21 protein-coding genes and 2 pseudogenes are annotated in these 26,158 nt (G+C 43.6%); 6 read left to right on the top strand and 17 right to left on the bottom strand.

The annotated features are described in order from the left end of the window. Positions 1-186 precede the first annotated feature (186 nt). The 3 genes and pseudogenes from RMY32_RS32420 to RMY32_RS32410 all read right to left on the bottom strand — a co-directional run. Positions 187-882: pseudogene (locus RMY32_RS32420) on the bottom strand (cation diffusion facilitator family transporter); the annotation flags it as partial. 474 nt (positions 883-1,356) lie between these two features. Further along, positions 1,357-1,683, bottom strand: coding sequence for a TetR family transcriptional regulator C-terminal domain-containing protein (locus tag RMY32_RS32415; protein ID WP_322709990.1), 327 nt, complete (start codon positions 1,681-1,683; stop codon positions 1,357-1,359). A gap of 96 nt (positions 1,684-1,779) precedes the next feature. Then, positions 1,780-1,890: pseudogene (locus RMY32_RS32410) on the bottom strand (TetR/AcrR family transcriptional regulator); the annotation flags it as partial. Between the two features lie 165 nt (positions 1,891-2,055). Between RMY32_RS32410 and RMY32_RS32405 the strand changes: the two are divergent. Together RMY32_RS32405 and RMY32_RS32400 are read left to right on the top strand one after the other, a co-directional pair. Then, positions 2,056-2,802, top strand: coding sequence for a 3-oxoacyl-ACP reductase family protein (locus tag RMY32_RS32405; RefSeq protein ID WP_322673393.1), 747 nt, complete (start codon positions 2,056-2,058; stop codon positions 2,800-2,802). 340 nt (positions 2,803-3,142) lie between these two features. Then, the gene (locus RMY32_RS32400; RefSeq protein ID WP_322682320.1) at positions 3,143-3,496 is read left to right on the top strand and encodes a hypothetical protein; all 354 of its coding nucleotides are present in this window, start codon (positions 3,143-3,145) and stop codon (positions 3,494-3,496) included. A gap of 606 nt (positions 3,497-4,102) precedes the next feature. On the opposite strand, the gene RMY32_RS32395 is transcribed toward RMY32_RS32400, so the two are convergent. From RMY32_RS32395 to RMY32_RS32385, 3 genes are all read right to left on the bottom strand, one after another. Next, positions 4,103-4,339, bottom strand: a complete 237-nt coding sequence (locus tag RMY32_RS32395) for a DUF4327 family protein (RefSeq protein WP_094347157.1) — start codon at positions 4,337-4,339, stop codon at positions 4,103-4,105. A gap of 1,088 nt (positions 4,340-5,427) precedes the next feature. Beyond that, positions 5,428-5,847 carry a 30S ribosome-binding factor RbfA gene (gene rbfA / locus RMY32_RS32390; protein WP_322709989.1) on the bottom strand — a complete coding sequence of 140 codons (420 nt, stop codon included), beginning with the start codon at positions 5,845-5,847 and terminating at the stop codon, positions 5,428-5,430. Between the two features lie 112 nt (positions 5,848-5,959). Continuing rightward, positions 5,960-6,166, bottom strand: a complete 207-nt coding sequence (locus RMY32_RS32385) for a DUF751 family protein (protein ID WP_322709988.1) — start codon at positions 6,164-6,166, stop codon at positions 5,960-5,962. 165 nt (positions 6,167-6,331) lie between these two features. Here RMY32_RS32385 and RMY32_RS32380 point away from each other — a divergent pair, with 165 nt between their 5' ends. Next, entirely contained in the window at positions 6,332-7,189 is an 858-nt protein-coding gene (locus RMY32_RS32380; RefSeq protein WP_322709987.1) for a DNA adenine methylase, read from the top strand. Here RMY32_RS32380 and RMY32_RS32375 read toward each other — a convergent pair. The 3 genes from RMY32_RS32375 to RMY32_RS32365 form a co-directional block, all read right to left on the bottom strand. After that, a complete protein-coding gene (locus RMY32_RS32375; protein ID WP_322709986.1) occupies positions 7,161-7,637 on the bottom strand; it encodes a PD-(D/E)XK nuclease superfamily protein in 477 nt (158 codons plus the stop codon). The two genes, RMY32_RS32380 and RMY32_RS32375, sit on opposite strands and share 29 nt — an antisense overlap. Positions 7,638-8,047: 410 nt before the next feature. Beyond that, the gene (locus RMY32_RS32370) at positions 8,048-9,268 is read right to left on the bottom strand and encodes a HetZ-related protein (protein WP_322709985.1); all 1,221 of its coding nucleotides are present in this window, start codon (positions 9,266-9,268) and stop codon (positions 8,048-8,050) included. Positions 9,269-9,673: 405 nt separating this feature from the next. Further along, positions 9,674-10,333: an L-threonylcarbamoyladenylate synthase gene (locus RMY32_RS32365; protein WP_322694998.1), complete on the bottom strand. Its 660-nt coding sequence runs from the start codon at positions 10,331-10,333 to the stop codon at positions 9,674-9,676. Positions 10,334-10,491: 158 nt separating this feature from the next. Between RMY32_RS32365 and larC the strand changes: the two genes are divergently transcribed. Next, complete coding sequence (larC, locus tag RMY32_RS32360; RefSeq protein WP_322709994.1) at positions 10,492-11,775, top strand: nickel pincer cofactor biosynthesis protein LarC; 1,284 nt, start codon at positions 10,492-10,494, stop codon at positions 11,773-11,775. A gap of 56 nt (positions 11,776-11,831) precedes the next feature. Here larC and RMY32_RS32355 read toward each other — a convergent pair whose 3' ends face one another. From RMY32_RS32355 to RMY32_RS32335, 5 genes are all read right to left on the bottom strand, one after another. Further along, positions 11,832-12,383: an REP-associated tyrosine transposase gene (locus RMY32_RS32355; RefSeq protein ID WP_322709984.1), complete on the bottom strand. Its 552-nt coding sequence runs from the start codon at positions 12,381-12,383 to the stop codon at positions 11,832-11,834. 72 nt (positions 12,384-12,455) lie between these two features. Continuing rightward, positions 12,456-14,009, bottom strand: a complete 1,554-nt coding sequence (locus tag RMY32_RS32350) for an NAD(P)H-hydrate dehydratase (protein WP_322709983.1) — start codon at positions 14,007-14,009, stop codon at positions 12,456-12,458. 77 nt (positions 14,010-14,086) lie between these two features. Next, entirely contained in the window at positions 14,087-15,493 is a 1,407-nt protein-coding gene (locus RMY32_RS32345; protein ID WP_322709982.1) for a family 2B encapsulin nanocompartment shell protein, read from the bottom strand. A 282-nt stretch (positions 15,494-15,775) separates the two neighbouring features. After that, the gene (locus RMY32_RS32340) at positions 15,776-17,185 is read right to left on the bottom strand and encodes a family 2B encapsulin nanocompartment shell protein (RefSeq protein ID WP_322709981.1); all 1,410 of its coding nucleotides are present in this window, start codon (positions 17,183-17,185) and stop codon (positions 15,776-15,778) included. A 215-nt stretch (positions 17,186-17,400) separates the two neighbouring features. Continuing rightward, complete coding sequence (locus RMY32_RS32335; protein WP_322709980.1) at positions 17,401-19,635, bottom strand: family 2 encapsulin nanocompartment cargo protein terpene cyclase; 2,235 nt, start codon at positions 19,633-19,635, stop codon at positions 17,401-17,403. Positions 19,636-19,826: 191 nt separating this feature from the next. Between RMY32_RS32335 and RMY32_RS32330 the strand changes: the two genes are divergently transcribed. After that, positions 19,827-19,994 carry a hypothetical protein gene (locus tag RMY32_RS32330; RefSeq protein WP_322709979.1) on the top strand — a complete coding sequence of 56 codons (168 nt, stop codon included), beginning with the start codon at positions 19,827-19,829 and terminating at the stop codon, positions 19,992-19,994. A 565-nt stretch (positions 19,995-20,559) separates the two neighbouring features. Continuing rightward, the gene (locus RMY32_RS32325; protein WP_322709978.1) at positions 20,560-21,735 is read left to right on the top strand and encodes a homospermidine biosynthesis protein; all 1,176 of its coding nucleotides are present in this window, start codon (positions 20,560-20,562) and stop codon (positions 21,733-21,735) included. A 163-nt stretch (positions 21,736-21,898) separates the two neighbouring features. Here the strand turns inward: RMY32_RS32325 and RMY32_RS32320 are convergent, their stop codons facing one another. From RMY32_RS32320 to RMY32_RS32310, 3 genes are all read right to left on the bottom strand, one after another. After that, positions 21,899-23,689, bottom strand: a complete 1,791-nt coding sequence (locus RMY32_RS32320; protein ID WP_322709993.1) for an adenylate/guanylate cyclase domain-containing protein — start codon at positions 23,687-23,689, stop codon at positions 21,899-21,901. Between the two features lie 12 nt (positions 23,690-23,701). Further along, a complete protein-coding gene (locus tag RMY32_RS32315) occupies positions 23,702-23,806 on the bottom strand; it encodes a PAS domain-containing protein (protein WP_322709977.1) in 105 nt (34 codons plus the stop codon). Positions 23,807-24,592: 786 nt separating this feature from the next. Beyond that, positions 24,593-25,738, bottom strand: a complete 1,146-nt coding sequence (locus RMY32_RS32310; protein WP_322709975.1) for a hypothetical protein — start codon at positions 25,736-25,738, stop codon at positions 24,593-24,595. Positions 25,739-26,158: the final 420 nt, after the last annotated feature.

Raw genomic sequence — 26,158 nt, 5'->3', positions numbered from 1 at the left:
TGGCAGTTTATCAAACGTCAGTTCAAGGGCGAGAATTTCTCAAATTTAGAGGAATTGCGCCAACGGATTAAACATGAGTTAGCTCAAATGTCTTCCGAGTTAATCTCCTGTTTGACCTGTTATGATTTTATCCTTGAAGCTCTGTTCCATGAAGCTTTATTCTATGCATCTTCATAGAGGATTGGTATGACAGTTAATTACACCTGGAACAGAAGTTGCGATCGCGTGTATTGCTTCTGGTGCGATCGCCATTCGATCTACAAGCCAAGGCAAATTCTCTTTTAAAACTGACCAGCCACTCCAAAATACCAACAAGGCGACAGGAAAAGCTAAGACCAAATCCACCCATTGATAACCTAGCCAAACTCCTATCAAGCCACCAATTACAGAAATTGTCACCCAAACATCGCTCATGGTATGTGTCGCATCAGCGATGAGAATTGAGCTACCTACCCGCTTACCCACAGCACGTTCATAAAACGCCACAAAAATATTCACACCCAGCACAATTAGTAATAACCACAATTGTGGGGGCGATATTTTTATCGGTTCACCACCACCTTTGAGAATTCGTTCGATTGCTCCTTGCAGAATTTCAAAACAGGCTATTCCTAAAAATGAGGCAATTCCTAGAGCGCCTACTGCTTCAAACTTGCTGTGTCCGTAGGGATGCTCGCGATCGGGTTGTGGAGAAGAAAATTTACTCGCAACTAATCCTAAAACGTTGTTGGCGCTATCTGTCACACTATGCAAAGCATCAGCTAGTAAACTCAAAGAACCTGTCCAGTAGCTCACAAGTGCTTTCAATCCCATTACAAACAGGTTGAGTAATAAAGTAATAATTAAAACCTTTCTTACTTCAGCGCGGTTATCGTAAGTCATAGATAATTTATCACATCAAGTTCTATGACTTATAATGTAGACCTCAAAATATAAATAAACACAAATAAAGTGTATCAAAGTCTTACACAGTAAGAGTTAAGTCTCTCTATAGTCTCTATGTTTTAAATAGATTTGTTGAGATTCTTTTTAACTAACAACAGCTACAAGTTGGATAGGCATTAGTAATGGCTTTACTAATAACCGCGTATTTTTAGCATTAATTTCAGGAATATTTTAATTGACTTTGTTATTAATACATCAACCGAGATCGTATTGAGTTGTATTCAAAGATATTATGACGACCATCAGTGGTCTGTATTTACTCTAAATAACCGATCGGTTTAATGAGTGTTATTTACTGCGTGATAAGGATAAGTAAGCTCATGATTTATTCAGAAAATTGTCAAAATTTAAGGAGCGAAATCTGACAGTTTCCACGTCAGATGTTCATGTGATACCAAATAGGCACTATCTTTACTGCGGCCACGCTTGCAACGCTGTCTCCACAACCCGTAGGAGTTCCGTTCGGGTAGCTCCGGTTGCCGCCAGAACTGATATTCCACAATTGACTGTCACGACAAAGCGGGCGAGAGCCGCTGGATCGGAATCAGCCGACAAGTCACCCTCCAAAATCGCCTGCTCGAAACGCTTACGCACAGAAGCTTCACTCGATTCTCGGCGTGCAGACAATTCTTGCCGGATCGGGTCGGCTGGATCTCCGCATGAAAGCGTGCCATAAACCCAGAGACATCCGGGTGGATTGTGTGGATCGGTTCCTAAGTCAACGACCCCGTGCATCATCCGCTCGGCGACCTGGCGCGCAGTTGGCTCTTTGAGAGCCTCACGAAGATAGGCTGATGGCCCGTCGGCATAGCGAGCCAGCACTTTGCGAAATAGAGATTCTTTGTTCCCAAAGGCGGCGTAAAGGCTAGGACGATTAATGCCCATAGCCTCGGTCAGATCCGAAAGGGATGTGCCTAGATAGCCCTTGCGCCAGAACACATACATTGCACGATTGAGCGCGTCATCGGTATCGAACTCGCGGGGTCGGCCTATGGCCGCAGTGGTTTTTTCCTGTTTCATACTCATCAGTATAATAATTTCTTGACAGGCTTACCCCCATGCTTTATATCTATACCAGACGATACAAAACTTTAATCACAAAAGAATCCTATGAGCAACAAAAAACTTACTGGGAAGGTGGCATTGGTAACAGGTGGCTCACGCGGTTTGGGGGCAGCGATCGCTAAACGTCTAGCACAAGATGGGGCAGCTGTTGCCCTCACCTACACTAGCTCGCCGCAAAAAGCCGATGAGGTGGTGCAAGCGATCGAAACAGCAGGTGGGCAAGCTTTGGCTATTCGCGCCGACAGTGCCAACGCTGAAGCGGTGAAAAATGCTGTCACCGAGACTGTAAAAGCTTTTGGTCGTCTCGATATCCTCGTGAACAATGCGGGGATCGCCACTTTGGCTACTATCGACGAGTTCTCACTGGATGATTTTGACCGAATCATCGCGGTTAATATTAAGGGCGTGTTTGTGGCAACTCAAGAGGCTGTCCGCCATATTGGCGAGGGCGGACGGATTATTATGATTGGCAGCGTCAACAGTGACATCATGCCATTTGCTGGTGGTTCCGTGTATGCTTTGACCAAGGGTGCGATCGCAAGTTTTACGCGCGGTCTGGCCCGCGATCTCGGTCCTCGTGGCATCACAGTAAATAATATCCAACCCGGCCCGGTGGATACCGACATGAACCCAGCGGAGGGTTCCTTTGCCGACACTATGAGAAGTATGACTGCCCTCCAGCGCTATGGTCGGAGTGAAGAAGTAGCCGACATGGTTTCCTATCTTGCCAGTGCAGAAGCCGGTTTCGTTACTGGTGCGAGCCTGAACATTGATGGTGGCTTCACAGCCTGATTCGGCGGTAACAAAACGACTAGGTAATACTGTGATTGCAAGCCAATGAAAGCCTGTTACGTAGTAAGCACTTCATCCTAACAAAGACGATGCGCGAACGGGTTCGTTAGTCGCTCATGGGGGAAACCCCCTTGGCGCTAGCCTCTCCCTTTGGGAGAAGACCGCGCTAACTTACTACAAACTTATTTACCCAGGACAGAATACTTGTCTTGACAGACTAACGAATTACCCGCAACGGTAATAATGGTCTTTGAAGAAGACATCGGGAACTCTCAGAGTGGGATTCAAACCCCTTATTCCGGTAATATAAGTACTTATCAAGAAGTTTTAATAAAAAAATATGTCTTCAATTCCTCTAACATTGAACTTGATTGAGGGTTCAGTCTCTTTCAGTTTTTCAGCCCAAGCAGCAAGAGAATTAAAGGCAGCAACGGATCAACTGATGGAACGCCTAAAAGCGATCGCCGCTAAACCCACTCCTGGCGGTGGTAGAGTCACTCCCCAGCCTCCCCTGGAATATCGTTATACGGGTGAAGTATTTTTAGAAGTTTTTTGTAATCCTAATATCTGGCCAACACCTTTCGCAGCCAAGGTTTTGCTGACTGTCCGCAATGTCAACATTCGCTTGACTACTGAGGCTGAACTTACTCGCATCATTGAAGACATTAATCAATATTTAGAGCAAGTAGGATAATAGTCAAGTGAAGGAGGCAGGAGGCAGGAGAGATAGCTATCTATGAAGGGTGAAGCTTGAACCTTCCCCCAAAAATTTCAAGATGATTTTTTTATGCTTTGTAAGATTTTTTCTGAAAAAATACTATAAAAATAAAAATTTTGGATTTTGCGAAAGTTGAGCCAGTTGCTAGCGGAGTTTCCCTTTTTTGTCGCAACTGGTGTCGGTTAGCCTTTACTTAGCAAACTTTTCAAGGCTGATTTTGGCTTTTAACAACAAGCAGACAATCGCTTCCTTCAAGTAAGGGATGCAATAAATGGCGAGTCGAAAGCGAAGTTCCTACACTTCTATCGGATCGATGTAGGAACTTCGCAGAATCTATATACTAAACTCAAGCCGTGACACCAGATGTACAGAACAAATGGTTTTGATGCCTTCTTTTACTTGAAAAGTTGTATAAATTCAGACTCAACTGCTTCTGTATTAATCAAAAATGCAAGATTCTCTATAGGGCAATGCTCATTCAAAACTAGAGATTATCCGCCAAATTGAGTGTTGAATCTTTGATGGTGAGATTCACACATCAAAAACAAACCCCCAATCCCAAACCCGAAATCAAACATTGATTTAGTCGTTGTCCCACTGTTCGCGACCAATTAGATCGCCAATGCGATCGCGTAACAAAAAGTCACATTTCTCTAATTCACATTCAACGCAAACCCACTCTCTCGCTGGAATGTATTGGCAGAGGCTATATATTGGCTGTTGTCGGCTAACCATTCCCTTTTGCACCAGTCGGCGTGCTTCGTCTTGAATCACATCTAGAGAGTAGTAATTGATAGAAGGCACCGTATTCACACTCATGGTTTTTACTCACAAATTAACACTTACGATAGTGTTCCCGTTAAAAATTAGGAACAAACATTACAGAAATTAGACTTGTGGCTAAGATTTTGTAGTTTGCTATACGGAACTATTTTTATTTTGACGCTACATCTCCTGAAATTATCTCAAGAAATGTTAAGAAAGTCAACGAATCCTGACATTTGTCGAAAATCCGCTTTACAAAAAAAATTCCAAGTAGTTAACTTAACCTGCTTATGTAACTGTATGACTTTGATGCCACAAGTCTGAAAGTCTTGCCATTACTGTATTTAGACAAGATTTGGTGGGTAGTAAGGGTTTATATCGCCATCGTTTACATATCAAATAATCACCTTAAAAGCTGGATCTACAACTGCGGGTATTCATCTAAGGTAAGCAACACAATAATATTTGTCAGTTATTAGGGTATAAATTGTTGCAAAACATAACGGAAAAAGTATACTACGAAGGCTTGAACCATAGCATCTGTTAACAATTTCTTAAGTAAGCCTGTAATTTCTTAGTTAATTTCAGCACTAACACCATCCAATTTTCTTTTGAAAAACATCTGTAAAAGGGTCGAGTAACAATAGTTGTCGGTTAAAGGGAAAAGGGAAAGAAAAAACCTTTAACCAAACCCCAGTAACCTTTTCCCCAAACCAAATTGTGAGTTCAAAATGCACAAAGCGAGTAGTATTGGGTCGAGTAATACTCTAATTCATAATCAGGACACAGATAAACAGGAGTCAGAATTTCAGAATTAGTGAATATTCCACCCATCAAGGAATGGAGTTTTAGCAAGGAAAAATAGACATCTTGCAAAAGTAGCTTTTGCTTTCCGGTTGGAGAAAGGTTAAAGGTTACTGGGTTTGGGAAAATTCCATACCTTTACCCTTTAACCTTCCCCTTTTCCCCACAAATGCCAAGAAGTCTGATGTTTAAATGTTGTTTCGCCTACAAAAAGAGAAGTGTCTTGCTGAATTAGGTTATGTTCACATTAAAACAGACGCGATCTAGTCACGTCTGTAAACTGTTTGGCGGATTTGCTGAGATTAATTGTTCTGAAGTTACATTGTTGTTTTAGTTACTTAGTCGGAGAATTCTTCATCATTTTGAACAGCGCTGTCTTCTACTGCTTCCAGATTTTCTGGGGGGCGATCGTGGTTAAGTTGGTTTAGTAGTGCTAATACTTTATTACCGCGTTCTATAGAGCGATCTTCGAGAAATATCACCTCTGGTGTACGACGTAGCCGTACCCGCGCCCCCAGTTCGCTGCGGACATAACCTGTGGCCGACTTTAAGCCTGCCATTGTTTCTACCTTAGCTTCATCTGTACCATAGATGCTGACGTAGATTTTGGCGTGTTGCAGGTCGCCGGAAACATCAACATCAGTCACACTGACCATTCCAGTACCCACACGGTCATCCTTAATTCCGTTAAGCAGCATTTGGCTAACTTCCCGTTTGATCAGTTCAGCAACGCGGGAAACCCGACGATTTGTAGCCATAAAAATTTCCCCTCATCACAGAGGTTGTACGACAAAATATAAATGCAAGTTGGGTTGACAGTACTTAGCGAGAGCAACCGTCTATGGGGCACAGCCCCTATATAACCCTAGTCTAGATTGGACTCAAGCCCAGCATTGCCCGTAGGGTGAAAGTAAGGAAGACTAAGCTGCTCACAAATAAACCCAAGATAGCGATCGAGGTGACTGGGCGTTTCAACAATGGCACTAGTGGCGCAAAGGTGTTTAGAAACAAGCCTAAAACGATCGTAATTAAGTACCGGGGGTAGCGAAAGACGTTATCCCAAAATCCGTCAAACATCTGAATGTAAACTGCCTTGTTATATACTTACGTTTGTTTTGATATGCTTTATCTACTCAATTGTAATATATGCGGCTGGAAAATTAGTCAGTTAATCTAAAATTTGGCTTGTCGGTTATATTGGCTTTATTTAGTCATAATTATTTTTAGATAAATTGTAAGTAAATGGTAATTCAAGTCTCAAAGGAAACTAGCCCGCGTCCGTTTTTGAAGTGGGCGGGGGGTAAAAGTCGGTTGATACAGCAATATATTCCTTTTTTTCCCAAGAGTTATAAAAATTACTATGAACCATTTTTAGGTGGGGGTGCTGTTTTTTTCTATCTCCAACCCAGTGCAGCCATTTTAACTGATATTAATGCCGAATTAATTAACACTTATTGTTGTGTTAGAGACCGGGTTGAAGAATTAATCTCTCTATTAAAAGAGCATAAAATTCGACATGATAAAGATTATTACTATAGTGTAAGAAATAACGCTGACGGTACTGATATAGAAAAAGCTGCTCGTTTAATTTATCTTAATAAGACTTGTTTTAATGGTCTTTATCGAGTCAATTCACAGGGGAAATTCAATGTACCTTTAGGCAGATATAACAATCCTAATATTTGTGCTGAGGTTTTACTAAAAGCAGCCTCCGAAGCACTTTCCCATGCAGAAATTAAACAAGCAGATTTTACAGAAGTCCTAAATCATGCGACTAGCAGTGATGACTTTGTATTTCTAGATCCGCCCTACCATCCTATCAGTGATACTAGCTATTTCACTGCTTATAATCAAAATTGTTTTAGTAAAAAAGACCAAGAACTTTTAAGAGATACTTGTGCAGAGTTAGCAAATCGTGGTGTCAAAGTTATGGTATGCAATTCTGATAGTGAATTTATTCAAAAAATTTATACTGATATTAATTTTGAAACCTATAAAATTAAAGCAGCACGTTCAATTAACTCGAAAATAAAAAATAGAGGTACGATTGACGAACTATTAATTACATCTTTTAAAGATTTTTATTTGCCCAAGCAATGAATCTATCTAAGCTATAAACTGCTAATAAATTATGGTTATCATTAACTCTTGCTTTCAGCCATTTGCTTGCCCCTTCTCGCATACCTTCACCGCCTAAAATTACAATAGTTGGTGCTGGGTAATAGTGCTGAATATTCATGTTCAAGTAAGGAAACTTTTCATCAACTGAACCGGGGCTTTCTTGCCATTTGCACTCAAAAATTAAACCAGATGGCATTGCAGATGAGCCGATAACATAAAAATCAACCTTCAGATAGGTATGATAAATTCCAGTTCCAATATAGACTTCTTTACCATAACGTTTTGGCAATAAAGTAGCATTTAGTATAAATTCTTTTTGGACATAGTTCCCTACTTGGAAATAATTATGCCCATGCAAGATTGCTTCTACATTTGCTTCTAAAATGTTCCCAGACTTATTTGCCCGTCCGCCTTGAGTCAGAGCCATCTTCAATCCCTCTGCCAAAAGTCCTGCTTATTATAGGATTTCACAGAAGTAGGAAAAAAGGTTCAGTTGCTTAATATGAATTTTTGATTTTGATGTAAACAAGGTTGGATTAATGGGTGAAAAATCAGAAAATATTAGTATTTTTGTACTAACTAAATACAAATGTATTAATAATTTGGATGAGGAAAGAGTTAGTAATTTAGATAAATTCAGATAAGAGTTATTTGTGGAAGATTGCGGCGAATTGAGGGGTGAAATTTAAACGCAGAGGGGTGCAGAGGGAAGCACAGAGGTACGCAAAGAATTCGCTACGAATTAATGAAATTTTGTCCTTGGTGTATAAGCTAAATTCGCGCTACTTATCCCAGTCATAAGCTTTGATAATGGTTTTTAGTTATTTCACTTTGGCTTCAACCTGTTTGTGCTTCAGTATGACCGTTGCGGATAGACCATGCTATTTCTAAAAGTTGAGTCCAGCGCTTTTGTAGCTGTTTGGGGGTGCATTTGATGGCTTTGGCGATCGCAACGTCGTTTTCCCGTGCAGTTTTTAACTCTAATATTTGCTGTTGTTGTTCTGTGAGTTGATTTACAAAGATTTCCCACTGTTGGGAAGATAAACCCAACTTTTGCTCTAAACCCGCGCCTAACCATTGATGTACTAATTGCCAATGGTGTTGCTTGGCAAACTTTTCTACGTGGTATTTAAACCGTTGTTGGAGATAATCGCGCTGACGGCTAGTTAAACCGAGAATTTGGTCAATTTCTGGGGCTGAAAGGTCTTGAAGTTTCAAGCTGAGGTAGTTCATACAATCAGATTGACCTTGAGACTCCAGGTATTTCATCAATTCAGCGATGACGCGATCGCGTTCTGATTCTTCAGATGGATCGAAATTAGTTTGGGCAATCATTTGCGATCGCAGCTGTTGCACCGCCGAGTTACGCTGGTAAGATTCTGCTTCTTCACCCTTAGCAGACTCTACCGCCATTTCAATATCCACGGTAGTTTCTTGGGGCTGACGACGAGCAAAACCTTGGGCCCGCAAGATAATCAATTGCTGATTTGCACCACCAGGTAAATTGATCCGGCGTTTAGCATACTGTTCTGTAAAAGCCATATATTCAGCTAATTGCAGCTGAGTACGCGGCGTGTGATTCTCTGGTAGTTCGTTTTCTCTACGGAAAGCTTTGATTGCTTCGATATAAAATGCTTGTAAAAAATCTTCAATTAGGCTGTAACGAGCATCGAAGCCCAACTCCGAACCAGATACAGTTACATGACGGTAAACCATAGCACCCAAATTGCTATGTAATTCCACCCGCCCTTGTTTGGAACCTAGTTGGTAGTAACGTAAGCATTTTTGCATCCGATGCCTTCCCAAAGTCATCTGCCAGGACTTGATTTCCCCAGATGTTTGAATGCGGGAGCTTTTGTCACAAATGCGTTCTACTTCTACGGCTATGCGCTTTGCTAAAGCTTCTACACACTTGGGTGTTGCTTTCACTTGCGCTTGCATTTCCTCAGACAGCAATTGAATCAAGCGATCGCTGCTGCTATTTGAAAATTCTTCAGTCGAAACGTGGTTCTCAAAAATGGGTGTAGAGTTTGGTAGATTGACGACGTTAGCTTTCATGACTTTTCCAGTAGTATTGCACCGTAATTACAACGCAGACACAGCAATCAAGACCGTCCAAGGCTTGTGAATTTTTAGGCATTCATCCATCAAGACTTGTCGTATATAATGCTCACATCTAAAGCTCATATATCAAAACTATAGGAAATACGAAAGAGTTACAGTTATGGCAATGTGTCGCTTTTCTTCACAAGCCATTATCTCAACGCTGGCACACGAGTACCCGCCATTTTCTGAAAGTTGTCAAATACCTTACTGTGCGAAGTTTTGCCACCATCCTCTTATATCCACGGTCTCACACAACAGGCGATCGTAAACATCGCTTTTAAATATGACAATTGTAAAACTGGAGTTATTTTTATCACAATTTCCGAAACCGAGAGGTGCGCCTGTGAAGTGGAATTCTTATACCCATGCTGCTGCTGTTTCCCAACCTAAACCCCTCCGTATAATTGCTGCTTCGTCTCCGGTCATATCTAGGATGGTAGATACTTCAAATGTAGGTTCCTCGCCAGTGTCTACAATTATGTCTACCAACTTGTCCAAACGATCGAATAGCTCTACCCGCGACTGAATCGTTTCAGGATCTATCCGAATCATGCCATTATCTGCTTCATCTGGTGGCAGATGTGCTGAAGTTGAAATAATCGGATTGCCCAAGGCTGCCAGCAACTCCAAACACACAGTATGGTTTGGTACTCTAATTCCAGTAGTTTTCCGCTTGGGGCTTTGCACCAATCGCGGTACTAACTTCGTAGCTGGGAGCAAAAACGTGTATGGCCCTGGAATCAGGCGTTTCATAATCCGATAGGCTGTGTCACTTACGAAGGCATAAGTTGCCACATTTGAAAGCGAGGGACATAAAAATGTCAATGGTTTATCGTTTGCTAGCTGTTTAATTTGCCGCACTCGTTCTACCGCCGACTTGGCATTCAAATCACAACCGATCGCATAGACTGTATCAGTAGGGTAAAGCATGACTGCGCCACTAGAGAGCGCCGACTTTATTTCCTCTATTCGGCGAATTTGAGGATTATCCGGATGAACTGGGAAAATTTTTGCCATAGGACGGGGATTGGGGATTGGGGATTGGGGATTGGGGAGCAGGGGGGCAGGGGGCAGGGAGCAGGGGAGGCAGGGGAAGCAATAATTAATAACCAATGCCCAATGCCCAATGACTAATGACCAATGACTAATGACTAATGACTAATGACAAATTTATTATGAATAAAATCGCTTATCTTCAATGTCCGACAGGAATTTCTGGTGATATGTGCCTAGGTGCTTTGGTCAGTTTGGGTGTTCCTGTGGAGTATTTAATTGAAAAACTTAATGGGTTGGGTATTGAACAGGAATATCAGTTAAGGGCGGAACTTGTCCAACGGAATGGTCAACAGGCAACTAAAGTCCATGTAGATTTAGTACGCGATCGCCATCACCATCACCACGATGGCGAACACAGTCACCATCACACACGCCACTTGCCAGAAATAGAGCAGATGATTCTCAAAGCTCAGTTGCCATTAAGGGCAGAAGCTTGGAGTTTGGCGGTATTCCGACAGCTAGCGGTTGCAGAAGGGGCGGTGCATGGCATTGCACCTGAAAAAGTTCATTTTCATGAGGTGGGTGCTATAGATGCGATCGTAGATATTGTGGGTACTTGCCTGGGGTTGGATTGGTTGGGGATTGCGAGCAACGATCGAGGATTGCCCCTACTTTACTGCTCGGCGTTTCCGACTGGTGGCGGCACTGTTCGGGCTGCACACGGTCAGATGGCAGTACCAGTGCCAGCGGTATTAAAGCTGTGGGAAATGCGGGGTTGTCCAGTTTATAGCAATGGCATTGACAGAGAATTAGTAACGCCAACAGGAGCCGCGATCGCCACTACTTTGGCAAGAGATTTTGGTTCACCACCTGTGATCGCTATCAAGCAGATAGGACTTGGAGCGGGAACCATAAATTTACCCATTCCCAATATTTTACGCCTCTGGTTGGGTGAAAGCGCAAGTTTGCAGTCAAATTTCAGTGATTCTGAAGAAACTAGCTCAAATTTGGAAACCATCTCGGTATTAGAAACCCAAATTGATGATTTGAATCCACAAGCGATTGGCTATGCGTTTGAGGCGTTGTTTGCTGCTGGTGCGCTGGATGTTTTTACTCAAGCGATCGGTATGAAAAAGTCGCGTCCGGGAATTTTGTTAACTGTGATTTGTCATCCAGAAAATTTACTCAGTTGTGAAGCCGTTATCTTCCGCGAAACTACAACTTTAGGCATTCGGCGAACAACTCAGCAACGCGCCATTTTACAACGGGAAATTCAACAAGTGGAAACGGAATATGGCAAAGTGCGTGTAAAAATAGCATGGAAAAGGCGATCGCCAGAAAAAGTTATTGCAAATGTGCAGCCAGAATATGAAGATTGTGCAGACTTGGCCCGAAAACATAATATTCCCTGGCGCGAAATTCAACGGTTGGCGCTACAGCGTTGGTATTTAGTCAATGCCTGATCCCAATTCCTCGTTCCCAGTCCCTCGTTCCCAGTCTCCGACTGGGAATGCCATCCTCAAGGCTCCGCCTTCTCTAACACATCAATCAAATCTACCTGTAATAAACCTATTTGCCCCATGTAATTGCGGCAACTAGAATATCGCCAATGTGCGGGATCATCCACATAACCACACCTGACTGGATTGTTGTGAATATAATCTAACTTTTGTCTAAACATTTCCTCATCTAGAATTACCTGCGGATGAAAACCTTCTTGCCAAAGTTGATATTCTTGTTTTGTCTTATGTTTTAATTTATAAAGCTCAAGCTGGTTGAGTATGTAGTTAGAATTATTTTTCTCAAGTAAGTCAATAATACAGCGAGCCGTGAACGATTTAAAATTTCCTATTTCTTTGGATAAACTGGCGGCAGAGGCGATTAGATGGAGATGATTTTCCATAATTACGTAACCATATAAAGTTAAACGCTGCTGACGTTGCAGAAAATTCAGGGAATCTAAAATAATTTGTGTAAATTCAACTTTGCCGAATAGTGGTATCCAATTTATAACTGTGCAGGTGAGGAAGTGTGGCTGGGTTCCTAGTACGTGGTAGCGGCTGCGTCCCATGATGTTATTTTAATTAGAGGCGGAGCCTCTAGGATGGCATTCCCAGTCTGAGACTGGGAACGAGGAATTTGACTAAGTTAGAGCTTTCATCAAATATTGTGTCAATGTAAACGCATCTACACCCAATTCGGTACGCTCTTGGGCAGCTATTATACCTGCTTGGGAATGCCACCATGCGGCAGTTGCGACAATATCTTCTACGGGAATCTGTTTAGTTGCTGCTTGCGCTAACAATCCACTTAGTAGCCCAGTTAACACGTCGCCGCTACCACCACGGGCTAAGGCGGGTGTGCTTTCAGGAACAATCCAAACAGCACCTTGAGGATTGGCGATCGCAGTTCTTGCCCCTTTCAATAATACTACTGCCTCACTTTGGGCGGCTGCTTCTTGTACTGCTTTCACTCTGTCATGTTTGGCATCGGCGACATCAGGAAACAATCGTTCAAATTCGCCAGTGTGGGGTGTGAGTACGGTTACTGCTTGGCGTTTTTTTAATGTGGCGATCGCTCCCATTTGTGCCAAGATATTTAAACCATCGGCATCGAGAAGCAGAGGGCGTTCGCTTTCTATGACTTCTTGCACAATGGGCGTAGCATCTCGTGTTAAACCGGGGCCACAAGCGATCGCATTGAAGGAACTTAAATCGGTTTTTTCTGGTAATTTTAATTGAGCTATGGCTCCACTTTCCGTCTCTGGACAACCGACAATTAGCGCTTCTGGCAAGTGTGACACCAAAAGAGATTTCAGAGATTCGGGTACGGCAATCGAAAGCATCCCGACACCACTAGCCCTAGCACCCAAACCAGTTAAAATTGCCCCACCTGCATAGCGCCGCGAACCGCAAATCAGCAGTAAATGTCCTTCTTTATATTTGTGAGTAACTGCTGGACGGGGTAAAGGTAAAGTAGCAAGTGCCTTGGCTCGTGTAATCCGTTTAATTTTAGGTGCATCTTTGAGAACAGCTTCCACATCAGCTAAAGGAATATCAAAATCGATTAATTCAGCTTTACCAAGATATTCCAACGCCCGATCTTGGAAGAAAGCGAGTTTCCATAAACCTAAGCAAAATGTGTGAGTGGCGCGAATGGCAGTTCCTAATACAACGCCAGTGTCGGTGTGTAAACCTGAAGGTAAATCGATACTATAAATCGGTATAGATAATTCATTTAACTGATTAATTGCAGAAGCAATGGGATCGGTCAGGTTTTTTTCTAAACCAAACCCAAACAAGCCATCAATCAACAAATCCGAATCTGGCAATTGCTCAATTGTTTGATAAATTGGAATGCCCAAACTCTGGGCATATTGCAAGTGCTGCGAAGTTAATTCTTTAAGCTTAGAAAAAGGAGAATAAATCCAAACCTCATACCCGCGAAAGTATAATTCACGAGCTACGACTAAAGCATCGCCACCATTATGACCGGGGCCGACAAGAATTCCCACACGAGACCCCCTTAATAAAGGGGTGTTTGCAGGAATCTCTGGAATGCGACGAGCAATTAATCCCGCCACCTTTTCCATCAAAGCAACTACAGGCATTCCCACTGCAAAGATCCGCTTTTCAATATCGCGCATCTGCCCAGCAGTTACTACCACTTGCGAAATTTGTTCTTGCCTATCTTGCATCAGTCCTGAGTGGTGAGTTATGAGTTTCAGGGTAACTGAAAGTTTAGCAAAATTGACTCATATTCCACTCAAAAAAGTTACAAACCGATTTCCACATCTTCAAGGATGCCAAGTGCGTCGGGGATGAGAACAGCTGCGGAGTAGTAGGCGGTGACAAGGTAGGAGATAATAGCCTTTTCGCTGATGCCCATGAATCGGACGGACAAACTAGGTTGGTATTCGTCCGGGATACCAGTTTGATGTAAGCCAATCACGCCCTGATCTTTCTCACCAGTGCGGAGTATAAGGATAGAACTAGTTTGGTTCTTGGTAATCGGGATTTTGTTACAGGGAAGAATCGGTACATTGCGCCACGTGATTATTTTGCTCCCATCCATATCGATAGTGTCTGGATAGATGCCTCGACGGTTGCACTGGCGACCGAAGGCTGCAATAGTGCGGGGATGAGCTAGGAAGAACCTCGACTTCCGCCGACGGGTGACTAATTCATCAAGGTCATCGGGAGTTGGGGGGCCACTGCGGCTGTAAATGCGCTGTTTGAGGTCGGCGTTGTGCAACAATCCAAATTCGCGGTTATTGATCAACTCGTATTCTTGACGTTCCCGCAATGCCTCAATCGTCAGCCGCAATTGTTCTTCCGTCTGGTTGTATGGTTGATTGTAAAGATCCGCAACGCGAGTATTCACTCGTAACACAGTCTGAGCAATGCTCAACTGATATTCGCGGGGTGAAAGTTCGTAGTCAACAAATGTTCCTGGTAACGTCGTCTCTTGACTGTGACTGGTTGACAACGCGATCGCAGCTTCTCCGTATTTGTTTTGTGGAAGTTCTGCGCGAGTCCTAAATTGCTCAAGTTGAGCCTGCAACGCTGGCGACTGGTTGAGCTGTTCCTGAAATGCCTGTTGTGGTAGCGCCAATACCGTGCATCGGGTCACAGCCTTGACCGTGAACTTCCAATTACTTTCTGACTCCAACAACACGCGATCGCCAAAATAATCACCGTCAGCTAGCGTATCCAATAGAGGCTGCTCGTCATACTTACCAATACCAATCTTGTTCGCTTTGCCATGTGCGATTAAGAAAAGCTGATTGGCTGGCTGACCTGACTGGACTATGATATCGCCAGGTGCAAACTCCTGCTGAACAAACCGACTTGCCAACGCCCTCAGCACCTCGATATCGTCAAATCCTCGCAGCAAGGGCAACTCACCAAGTTCCTGGGGAATCACCTGCACCTCGGCTCCGGTGTTAGAGAAACTTAACCGTCCATCACCCACCGTATAGGTCAACCGACGGTTCAGCCGATAAGTCCCACCCTTCGTCTGCACCCACGGCAACATCTTCAACAACCACCGCGAGGTAATTTCCTGTGTCTGCGGTGCAGATTTGGTGGTCGTGGACAAATTACGCGCAGCATCTTTACTCAAACTCAGTTGAGGTTGTCCACTCTCAACATTTAAATTTGATTCAATAAAATCCGTCATCAACCGATCCTCTAGTTACTAATAAAAGTGCCATTTAGTGCTGAGTTCCATTAGCGGATAGCTAACAGCACTCAACACTCCTGATAGAATGGCACTAAGTTAAGATACAGCCCTTATCCTGACTGGTTCCCAGCCTCCAGGCTGGGAATTCATTCTGGGAGGCTCCGCCTCCATAGCTTGACAAGAGGTAGAACCTCTTTTGAATACATTCCCAGCCTCCAGGCTGGGAACGAGGGTACACAAGCTTTTGGGCTTTTCTTAGTACCTATTCACTCCTGATATTTAGCGCCCGATTTCAACATCTTCGAGGATGCCAAGTGCATCAGGAGTTAGGACGGCTGCGGAGTAGTAAGCGGTGACGAGGTAGGAGATGATCGCCTTTTCGCTGATGCCCATGAATCGAACAGACAAGCTGGGTTGGTATTCATCGGGGATACCAGTTTGATGTAAGCCGATTACCCCTTGTTTTTCTACACCAGTGCGGAGCAAAAGGATAGAACTGGTGCGGTTATTGGTGATGGGGATCTTGTTGGAAGGAAAGATGGGTACGCCACGCCAAGATGTGACCTGAACGCCGTTCACATCTACGCTTTGTGGATAAAGACCCAGGCGGTTGGCCTCACGACCGAAGGCAGCGATCGTGCGGGGGTGAGCCAGGAAGAATCCCGGCTCCTTCCATACCGTCGCCAACAGTTCGTCAAGGTCATCGGGAGTAGGTGCGCCGCTACTGCTGTAGATACGCTGTTTGAGATCGGCGTTGTGCAGCAACCCGAATTCGCGGTTGTTGAGCAACTCGTGTTCTTGACGTTCCCGCAATGCCTCAATAGTCAGCCGCAGTTGTTCTTCGGTCTGGTTGTATGGTTCGTTGTACAGATCGGCTACCCGCGTACTTACTCGCAACACCGTTTGAGCAATGCTCAACTCATATTCTCTGGGTGTGAGTTCGTAATCGGCGAAAGTTCCCGGTAACTCAGCCTCTTGGGGATGATCGGCTGCCAGTTCAATAGCGGCTTCACCTTGGGGAGTCTGTGGCTGGTTTAGGCGGGTGCGGAACTGTTCAACATGGGTTCCTAACGCCTCAGACTGAGCGATCGCCCTCTCAAACGCCGCTTGGGGCAGTGACAAAACGATGGTTCTAGTAATCGCCTTGAGGGTGTACTGCCAAGTATCCTCGGATTGCACCACAGTTTCATCGCCGAAATGGTCGCCGTCAGCGAGCACATCGTACACGATCTGCTCGCCATACTTGCCAACACCAATCTTGTTTACCTTGCCACGAGCAATCAGAATCACGCGATCGGCAGGTTGGCCAAGTTCAACAATTACATCATCTGGGGCGTACTCCTGCTGCTCAAACTGGTTTGCCAACGCGGTCAATACGTCAAGGTTGTTAAACCCTCGCAGCAAGGGCAACTCAGTCAGTTCCAGGGGAATCACCTGCACCGCAGCTCCAGTGTTGGTGAAAGTCACCCGTCCATCACCCACGGAATAACTCAACCGACGGTTGACTCGATAAGCGCCACCTTTTGTCTGCACCCACGGTAACAACTTCAACAACCACCGAGATGTAATTTCCTGAGTCTGCGGTGCAGATTTGGCCGTTGTCGCCAAATTACGCGCCGCTGCTGTACTTAAAGTTAACAGGGGCTGCTGATCTTCTACATTCAAATTGGGATCGTTAGAATACGTCACAACTTAATCCTCCACTTTTTAGTTACTAAAAAAATTGATCTCACGCGATCGCACACTGACACCAATTTGAAAAATGATTGCGACAGATGGAAAACTGAAACACTTATCCAATGGATGTTTCACAATCCAAAATCTAAAATCTAAAATCCAAAATGGTATGACCTTGAACCAACTCACCAACAAGAAAACCTAACTTCATTGACCGAGTAATGACCTTAAACTCCCTTCACCGAGCCAATACGCCTAGCTGAAGTACCCAGCCCTCTGGGCCCGCTAAGTAGTCGCCCTGCTAACGTACTACGCAATTCAAATTCCTTATAGCGGTCTACCGTTATATGCCATTTGAGTACGCCGCACATCCACTGCTCTAGTTTCTTGACGTATCCGAGCAGTTTTTCGCGGGTACTTGCATCCAGGTCGAAATCATCGAAAAGAACTGGCAGTTCGGTAGCGACGATCAGTTGAAACTGGAGCGCCCGAGCGGTCATCAGATTATTGACAACTTCAACAGCCTGTGGTTTACCGCAATTGAGGAAATTCTGAACGACCAACACGCAGTTATGGATTTCACCCTCGAATTCGATTTCTTTCTGATACGAGAAGATATCGTTGGTAAAACAGGCGAAGTCGGCGGCGGAATTATCGAGCGATCGCATTGTTCGGGTGCGGTAAATCTCTTGCGGGATCTCGCTGCCCTGAGCTAGTCGGGACAGACTCATGGTCAGATCCGAGCCAAAGGTCTTACGACGCATCTCAATATAATCTATCGGGTCGGGAATCCGATTTTGGATCTGGTTGGCGAGTTCCCACACCCAGCTGTCAGTCATATCCTGGATTGCGCGGCGAAACTGAGTCCGCGCGTTTATGGACATAGGGCCAGCGGTGCGAGACCAAATATCTGCCAAGCCGGCTTCTACCGGATTGGTCGGAACCTCGGTTGGAGTGGAGTCATCCAGAGGCATAAACGCTGACAATCGGGCATTGAACACTTTCGCACCAGCCATGTTGCGGTTATTCCCGTAGAGTGCCGGGAAGTAATCGTCGGCATAGGTTCCCCAAACCAGCCAGCACGCGGTCAGATTCAGCTCGTGACCAGATCCATTCGGATGGATCAACGCACCGCATAGGGCTACATCGGCAACATCAAACTTGTGGTCATCCCAGATGACGGCATCAGGAATCCCAGGTAGTGATTCCAGCATCCCCATCTGACGCGCCCATTCCTTGGAATGCTTCCGCGCAGCATTCAGATGGGGATTCAAGCTTGTAGTGAAGGGCATATAAAACTTCGGCAGTGTTACTGGCCCGACAGCCTGGTATGGAACGTGAGTGAAGCTCTTGAACCTTCCCAAACCCAAGGCGGCGTATAGCGATTCAATCCGCGCAGCCGATGTGCCTAGCCCTGTTGGTCCCCCTAGAAGTGTGGATGTCGAAGAATTGTTTCCTCCTTTGTTCATGTAACGGCTCGATCGCATGTGCCACTCGTGACCGCCCGATTGCCAGTCCTGGAGTCCTTTGATGTAAAGGAGAACATTCACACGAGCCACTGGATCTAGTCCGTACTCCTCAAACAGGGGAGGCAACTCAGTAACGGCAGTGTTATCAAACTGGTATAACCGCGAAGTTAACAGTTCGTTGGTAAGGTTAGCCGCCTCCTGGGTACTGACATTTAAAAAGCGCTCCAAGACCAACACGCAGTTGGCATTCTCGCCTTCATCCTCCACTTCTCTCTGATAAGAAAATAGATCGTTGCGAAGATGCACTCCATCAGCAAATGTATCTTTGAGGATACGCATTGGCCGAGTCGAGGCGATTTGGGGCGGAATTTCGATAAACACGGCGTGTTCAACGAGATCCGCTGACCACGGAGCGCCACCAACTTTGCGGCGCATCTCAATGTATTCGATGGGGTTGGCGACCCGATCTTGGTTGATATTGGCGAGTTCCCACAGAGACTCTTCTAGAAGGTTCTTGGTACTCTCGAAGAATCGAAGTCGCCAGTCCACAGATTTAGTAAAGGCGGTGCGAGACCACAGGTCAGCCAAGCCGCGCTCTACTGGGTTGGTCGGAACGGAAGGGGTATCAGTGGGATGCACTGGCATAAACGCTGGCAGTCGGTCAAGATACTCCTTTGCCCCAGCCATGTCTTGGGTGCGCTTATAGATTTCCAGGAAGTGATCGTCGAAGAAGAATACCCAAACATACCAGTCGGTTACTAAATCAAGCTCCGTTCCCGGCGCATCTGGATGGGTATACGAGCAAAGCAAGGCGTAGTCGTGAGCATCGAATGTGCGCTCGTCCCAGATAACCGAGCTTTGGGCTTCCTCTTCTGAGCCAAGTATCCCCATCTCGTAAGCCCACGCTTTGGAATGGACTCGTGCCGCTTCCAGGTTTGGGTTCAGCCGTGCGGGCCAAGGCGTGTAAAATTCTGGCAGTTCAAAGGGTTGCATGATCTGCGCTAAACCTCCTCTGGAGTCTTCTTCTATCTTTATTTCGTGGCGGATCTGAGCATTGTTGCAGTTGACAAATATGAATGGCACTAAAGCTATAAGCTTTGCCCTAACTGGTTAAGAGCCTGGAGGCTCTAAACCCATTCTCGGAGGCTCCGCCTCCAGTGGCTTGACCAGAGGCAGTAGCCCTCTTGAAATACATTCCTAGTCTGAAGACTGGGAACGAGGTGACACTAACCTTTCGCCTTTTTGTTAGTGCCATTCTCACAAGTATGATCGCCACCCAGCTAGATCGCCACATTTGGTTTGCTCGTGGTGGTTCGTTTCAAAGCGATAATATTAAGATGCTCATAATCTAAATAACGAGCTATGTACGTTTTATTTGAAGTTTTTGGCAAATAAATTTTTAATACTGAATCTTGGTGCTCTCATAATTTTTCATAGTTGTAAATAAAAAGCAATCCCTAGATTCAAGCCATTAAGCAAATAGTTAAATCAAAAATTGAAGAATTAGAAGACATTTAAGACAGTTAAGCAAATAGTTAAATCAAAAATTAAAGAATTAAAAGACAGTTAAGACAGTTAAGCAGATAGTTAAAAGATTTAAGATAATTATTAAAGAAAAAATACTAATTGTTAATTCTTTGCAACTAATGTTTATTAAGGCATCACCATTCCAAAACCGAAAAAGCGATCGCACACACTGAATTACAACCCAGTCTTAGTCAAACTATGGTGCGATTTCGCAGCAATGTGACTAAATATGCCTGTAATCATCGGAAAATCCCAAAAGGGCTGAAAAAGTTTTCTTCTCCTACTCCTCACTTACTTTTTCAAGCTAGCGATCAAAAAGTATTGCTGTCACTTTGGCTGAAAGCTAGATAACATTTAGATTCGGCGTGTTTACTGTTCGGGAGTGCCAAAATGTCTAAACAGCTGGGTCAAAAAATTGCACCCACACCTATATCAAATAATATCAGTGTGGTGGATTTGATCGATCGATACTTCACCGCTTACAACTCAGCGCGGTTGCGAGAAATCTGCCAACTACTGAGTCGCGATGTCCTAACGGAAGGTGTCACGGTGGGAGTTAGCCTTTCCGGTGCGATGACGCCAGCAGGATTTGGGGTTTCAGCGCTTGCACCTTTGATTCGCAACGGCTTTATTGACTGGATGATTAGCACTGGTGCAAATCTTTATCACGATATGCATTATGGTTTGGGTTTTGAACTCTTTGCTGGTAATCCGTTTTTGGATGATGTGAAACTTCGCCAAGAAGGCACGATCCGCATTTATGACATTATTTTCGGTTACGATGTGCTGCTAGAAACTGATGCGTTCATCCGCAAGATTCTCCAAGGAGAAGCATTCCAAAAGCGGATGGGAACGGCTGAATTTCACCATTTACTAGGTAAATATGTCCGAGAAGTAGAAAAGCAATTGGGTGTGCAGCATTCCTGCTTGCTAGCTACAGCTTATGAATACGGTGTACCGATTTATACGTCTTCTCCTGGAGATAGCTCAATTGGGATGAACGTCGCGGCTTTAGCATTGGAAGGTTCGCAGTTGGTAATAGATCCATCAATTGACGTGAATGAGACAGCAGCGATCGCATATAATGCCCGTGAATCAGGAGGTAAAAGTGCGGCTGTAATTCTTGGTGGCGGTAGTCCTAAAAACTTTTTGCTGCAAACTCAACCACAACTTCACGAAGTTCTGGGGTTAGAAGAACGAGGACACGATTATTTTGTGCAGTTTACCGATGCACGTCCAGATACAGGCGGTTTATCTGGCGCGACCCCATCGGAAGCTGTCAGCTGGGGTAAAATTGACCCGGATGAGTTACCTAACACAATCGTTTGTTATACCGATAGCACGATCGCTCTACCACTGGTGAGTGCGTATGTGTTAAACAAATGCCAGCCTCGTCCCCTGAAGCGTATATACGACAGGCGAGAAGCGATTTTAGATAAACTGCAAAAAGATTATCTAGCAGCCAAAACCCAACCATCAGATCGAGTTCCAACAGCAGTTGCTGAAAATGCTTCACAGCCAACAGCAACTTATCCCTGTGGACGGCTGATTCCGAATACTCACTAAGGGAAGAGGCAAGGAGGAGGGAGCAGGGGGCAGGAGGCAGGGGAGGCAGGGGGGCAGGGGAAAAGGTTAAAGGTTAAAGGGAAAAGGAATAAATTTAATCTTTCCCCTTTTCCCCTTACCCTTTTCCCCTTACCCCATACCCAATGCCCAATGCCCAATACCCTCATCCCTTGCGTCCAATCAACAAATAAGTTGTCATCTTCCCTTTGTCTTTAACTTCAATTTCGCCTCGTTTTTCAAATACAAATTCATTACATAAGCACTTATAAGTATTTTTTGTAACTTGGATTTGACCAGCAATACCTTGGGATTCCATAGAGCGAGCGATGTTTACTGTGTCTTTATAGAGTTCATAAGTAAACTTATTCACATCAATGACTTTCCCTACTACCGAACCGCTATGGATGCCGATACGGGTGCTGAAATTTTGGTTATTCTCAGTATTAAATAGAGCGATCGCAGTTTGCATATCCAGTGCCATCAGAGCGATCGCTTGAGCGCGATCTTGGCGGCGTGTAGGTAAGCCACCAACTACCACATAAGCATCGTTAATGGTTCTGATTCTTTCTAAACTATATCGTTCGGTGAGGCGATCGAAAACTGAGAAAATTGGGTTGAGTAGGTTCAGCAGTTGAATTGCACTCATAGAAGTAGCAATTTCGGTGAAGCCAATGATATCTGCAAATAAAACTGTGACATCAGCAAAGTCTTCGGCAATTTTAGCTGGTTGTTCTTTCACTTCTCTAGAAATTGCGACTGGCAAAATATTCAGCAATAAACGTTCGGTTTCTTTTTGCTGATAACGAAGTGCTTCTTCTGCTGCTACTCGCTGGCTTACATTGCGAAAAATGCCGCGAATCGCAACTGGATGACCTTCAACAAATTTGCAATTAATATTACCTTCTAGAAAAATTGTTTGACCGTCTTTAGTAACGAATATAGCTGTTACTTGCCCAAGGTTTTCTCCTGATAGCACGCGATAAAATCTTTGCAAACAGCCTTGTTTAAACTCTGGATGTATAATATCAAAAACACTCATATTCGCAATTTCAGCTTCGCTATATCCCAAAGTTTCTCGCCATGCACGATTGACATACAAAAAACGACCAGATGGATTGACACATTGAATCAAGTCATTAGCATTTTCAAATAAATCTCGATATCGCTCTTCACTTTCTACAAGAGCATCTTCTGCTTGTTTGCGTTTAATAAATTGGGCAATTTGGCTACCAATAGAACCCATCATTTGCAGTAGGTCTTTATCTTTTGGTAGTAACTCCCGACTAAAGAAAACCATCACTCCTAAGATTTCACTATCGTCTAAAATGGGAAAACCAAAAGCTGCGTGCAATCCAGCCTCCGCAGCCAGTAGCGATCGCCTTTGATCTCCATCTACTGTGATATCTTTAATCCACAAAGGTAAACGTCTGATCCAAATTCGACCAGGTAAGCCAACCCCAGGTGTATAAGTAGTTTGCCAAGTGATTGCTTTAAACTCCCGGACAGAAACTAATCGACTTGACCAAATTTCTACACACCTTAGTACTGCATTAAGACTATCTCCTTGTAGGGAAGTGCCAATATATTGGCTTGGTGTCCAAAGTTCGCCTAAATCCCATCCCAAGTTTTGACAAATCGACTGCAAAATTTGGGGAATCCCCTGCTTTATGCTTTGTGATTCTGATAATATGCGAGTAATAGAATACTGGGCACTTATACGCTGTTCTCGACGTTGCCAAGCAGTAATATCCCGACCAATATAGACAATATCTTCTAGTCCTTCTGTTTTTTTGGGAATCACTGAGCAAGAAAAAGCAATCAACAGTTTCTCTCTAGTTTTGGTTCGACAAACTACTTCTAGATTTTGGGCATGACGCTTTAAATAAGAATGTTGACAAATAGTTTTAATTAAAAATTGATCTTCATCAATGATTAATGATATCGGTTGATTGATTAATTCTTCTTCTTAAAAACCAAATAATTCTTGAGCAGCATGATTTACTTTTTTTATTTTTCCTGAATTACTGGTTACTAACAAAGCATCTGGCATTAAAGTAATGACTTGTTCCATGTAATTAATGTTTGATTAATCTACAAGCCTGTTTTTCCAAAATTTATAGATTTTACTATTACTCATTTTTTTACTAAGTTTATATTACTTGATTAAGCGTACTATTTTTTCACCTCAATCGAGTATAGTTGAGCAAAACCGACTAGTTCGCTGTGGCAGAAATTTGCCTACATTTAATAAGTTGTTCACAGCAACTTATCTAGTTAATTGAAATAGTAGCTAGATTTCCGTTGTGCTGTACTAGTTCAATGTCTAAGCTAGTGCAAGAGGTTTTATAATAAGCACTTTAGTCCTTACTACAAACTTGCTTACCCAATTTAAATTAAATAAGCTCGATTAATATTTTTAATATACTTCTTTTGGGGGATTGACAATTTTATATAATATTGATGTTTGAGTAGCTTATCGTTAACAGTTGGCTTCATGTTTAATTTTAATCCTATGTGGTATTTTCCAAAACGGCGAATTAGATTAAGTATTTCAACCAAATATTGCCGTGAACAGCCAATACGGTTCGGATAAGCATTTTGAACTCACAATAGGTTTTGGGGAAAAGGGGAATGGGTTTGCGGTTAAAGGTTTTTTATTCCCCTTTTCCCTTTCCTTTTTAACCGAATTGTATTGCGCGAACACTTTTCATTAGTTTCGCTATCTTGAAAATTGATTTTTCAAAATAGCGCGATCGCCAGCATTTAGGAAATTTGCAACTCGTCACTCTATAAGAGAATGGCGACTCTGTAGCTAGGTTCTTGCCACTTTCTTATTCTTCAATTTCATCAATGAAGTTTATGATTGTGCGCTGGCGACAATTTGATTCCAGGCTTTGACTGCTATCTGTAAATTCTTTGGCAGGTTATTTTGAGAAATATCGTTGTATTGAACCGTACCTTCTTGGCTGGTGAGGGTGTAAGTGATGTAATCAGCAGCACCACTGGGGGCTGGGTAACTCAAATTCCGAAATTTACTAAACTGAGAACGTTCTAGCGATCGCACAAATTGTTGTACCTGTTGCACAGAAACGCGGCGAACACTACGTTCAGAATCATTAGCATCACCAATCCGCACGCGAATCAGTCGCCCATCTTTGAGTAAAACAGTCTCATAGGTTCTGCCAGCAAAACCCCCACTGGAGATTTGGCGAAATACTATATCTCGATCTAAGGGTGGTGGTAACTCACTAGCTGGAATTTGCACAGGCCCCAGTGTAGTTTCGTTAGCCTTTTGATTCAGTCTGAGTGCGGAACCTGTTTGATTAGTATGATAAACCAAAGTTTGACCGACTCCGCCGACAACCACCCGCCAGCCTGATACCAAAGCTTGGGTACAGAATTCATCAGGATTAGCTAATTCTAAACAGCTATCTCTCCAAGTTTGCTGTTGAGCCTCAATAATGGTTAACTGAGAAATTGGCTGTTGCAAACGTCTTGATGTGGCTTGTAAAACCGCATTTTTTACAGATGTGGGTAATTTATTTGGCAGATTTTCTGAGGGAGTATTTGCTGAAGCTAAACGTAGCGATCGCCCATTATTATTGGTATGATAAACCCAGTTTTGTTTGCCATTAGATACCACAACCCGCCAACCAGGAACTAAGGCTTGGGTACAGAATTCATCAGCTTGAGGCAGTTCCAAGCAACCATTGCGCCAAGTCTGTTGATTGTAGTCAATAATTTGCAATTGTCTAGTAAAAATTCCCTGCCTGCGGGCTAAATCGCGCAGTACCGCATTAGCTACTGGACGTGGCAAACGGCTTGGTTTAATATTGTCTTTGAGAACTTCATTGCTTGTTTCTAGCGATAAATTAAGAGAAGCCCCCGTAGCACCTTTTACAAGTGTTAAACCGCTAGCAACAGACAAAATTCCAGTCAAAATCAAAGCAGTAAAAATTCGCCCTTGATTAGTGTTAAAGTAGTTTTTCCCCATGATTTTCATAGTAAAATAGAACAAATAAATAGTATTCAGCTACTAATAGACAATAAAGTATATAATTCCATAAATTCACTATCTGGAACTACTTTAGTATCTATATTTGGAAACAGATATAGAGACAGACGCTGATGTACTGATTGTTTGTTCCTTGTAGAAATTCTGCTTTAAGAAGAATTCAGGAGTCAGAACAATCAGTGATATCATGTCCGCCTAATTAGTTATAATTACCACATCTGTGCAAAAATCAGGAAACCCTCTTTCTCCCTGCTCCCCTGCCCTCTAAATGATAAGTCTTTAACCGGACACGATATGATGGATACCCTGCGGGATCTTACTACAGACCCGCCACTGATTGTAAACCACTAAATCTTCTCTTTCATAGACGTTACACGAATGATTTAGTGGGGATTTTAAACCCTCTTA

It is taken from the genome of Nostoc sp. ChiSLP03a (assembly GCF_034531215.2).
Taxonomy (GTDB): Bacteria; Cyanobacteriota; Cyanobacteriia; order Cyanobacteriales; family Nostocaceae; genus Nostoc.
This window is presented reverse-complemented; position numbering and strand designations above follow the sequence as displayed.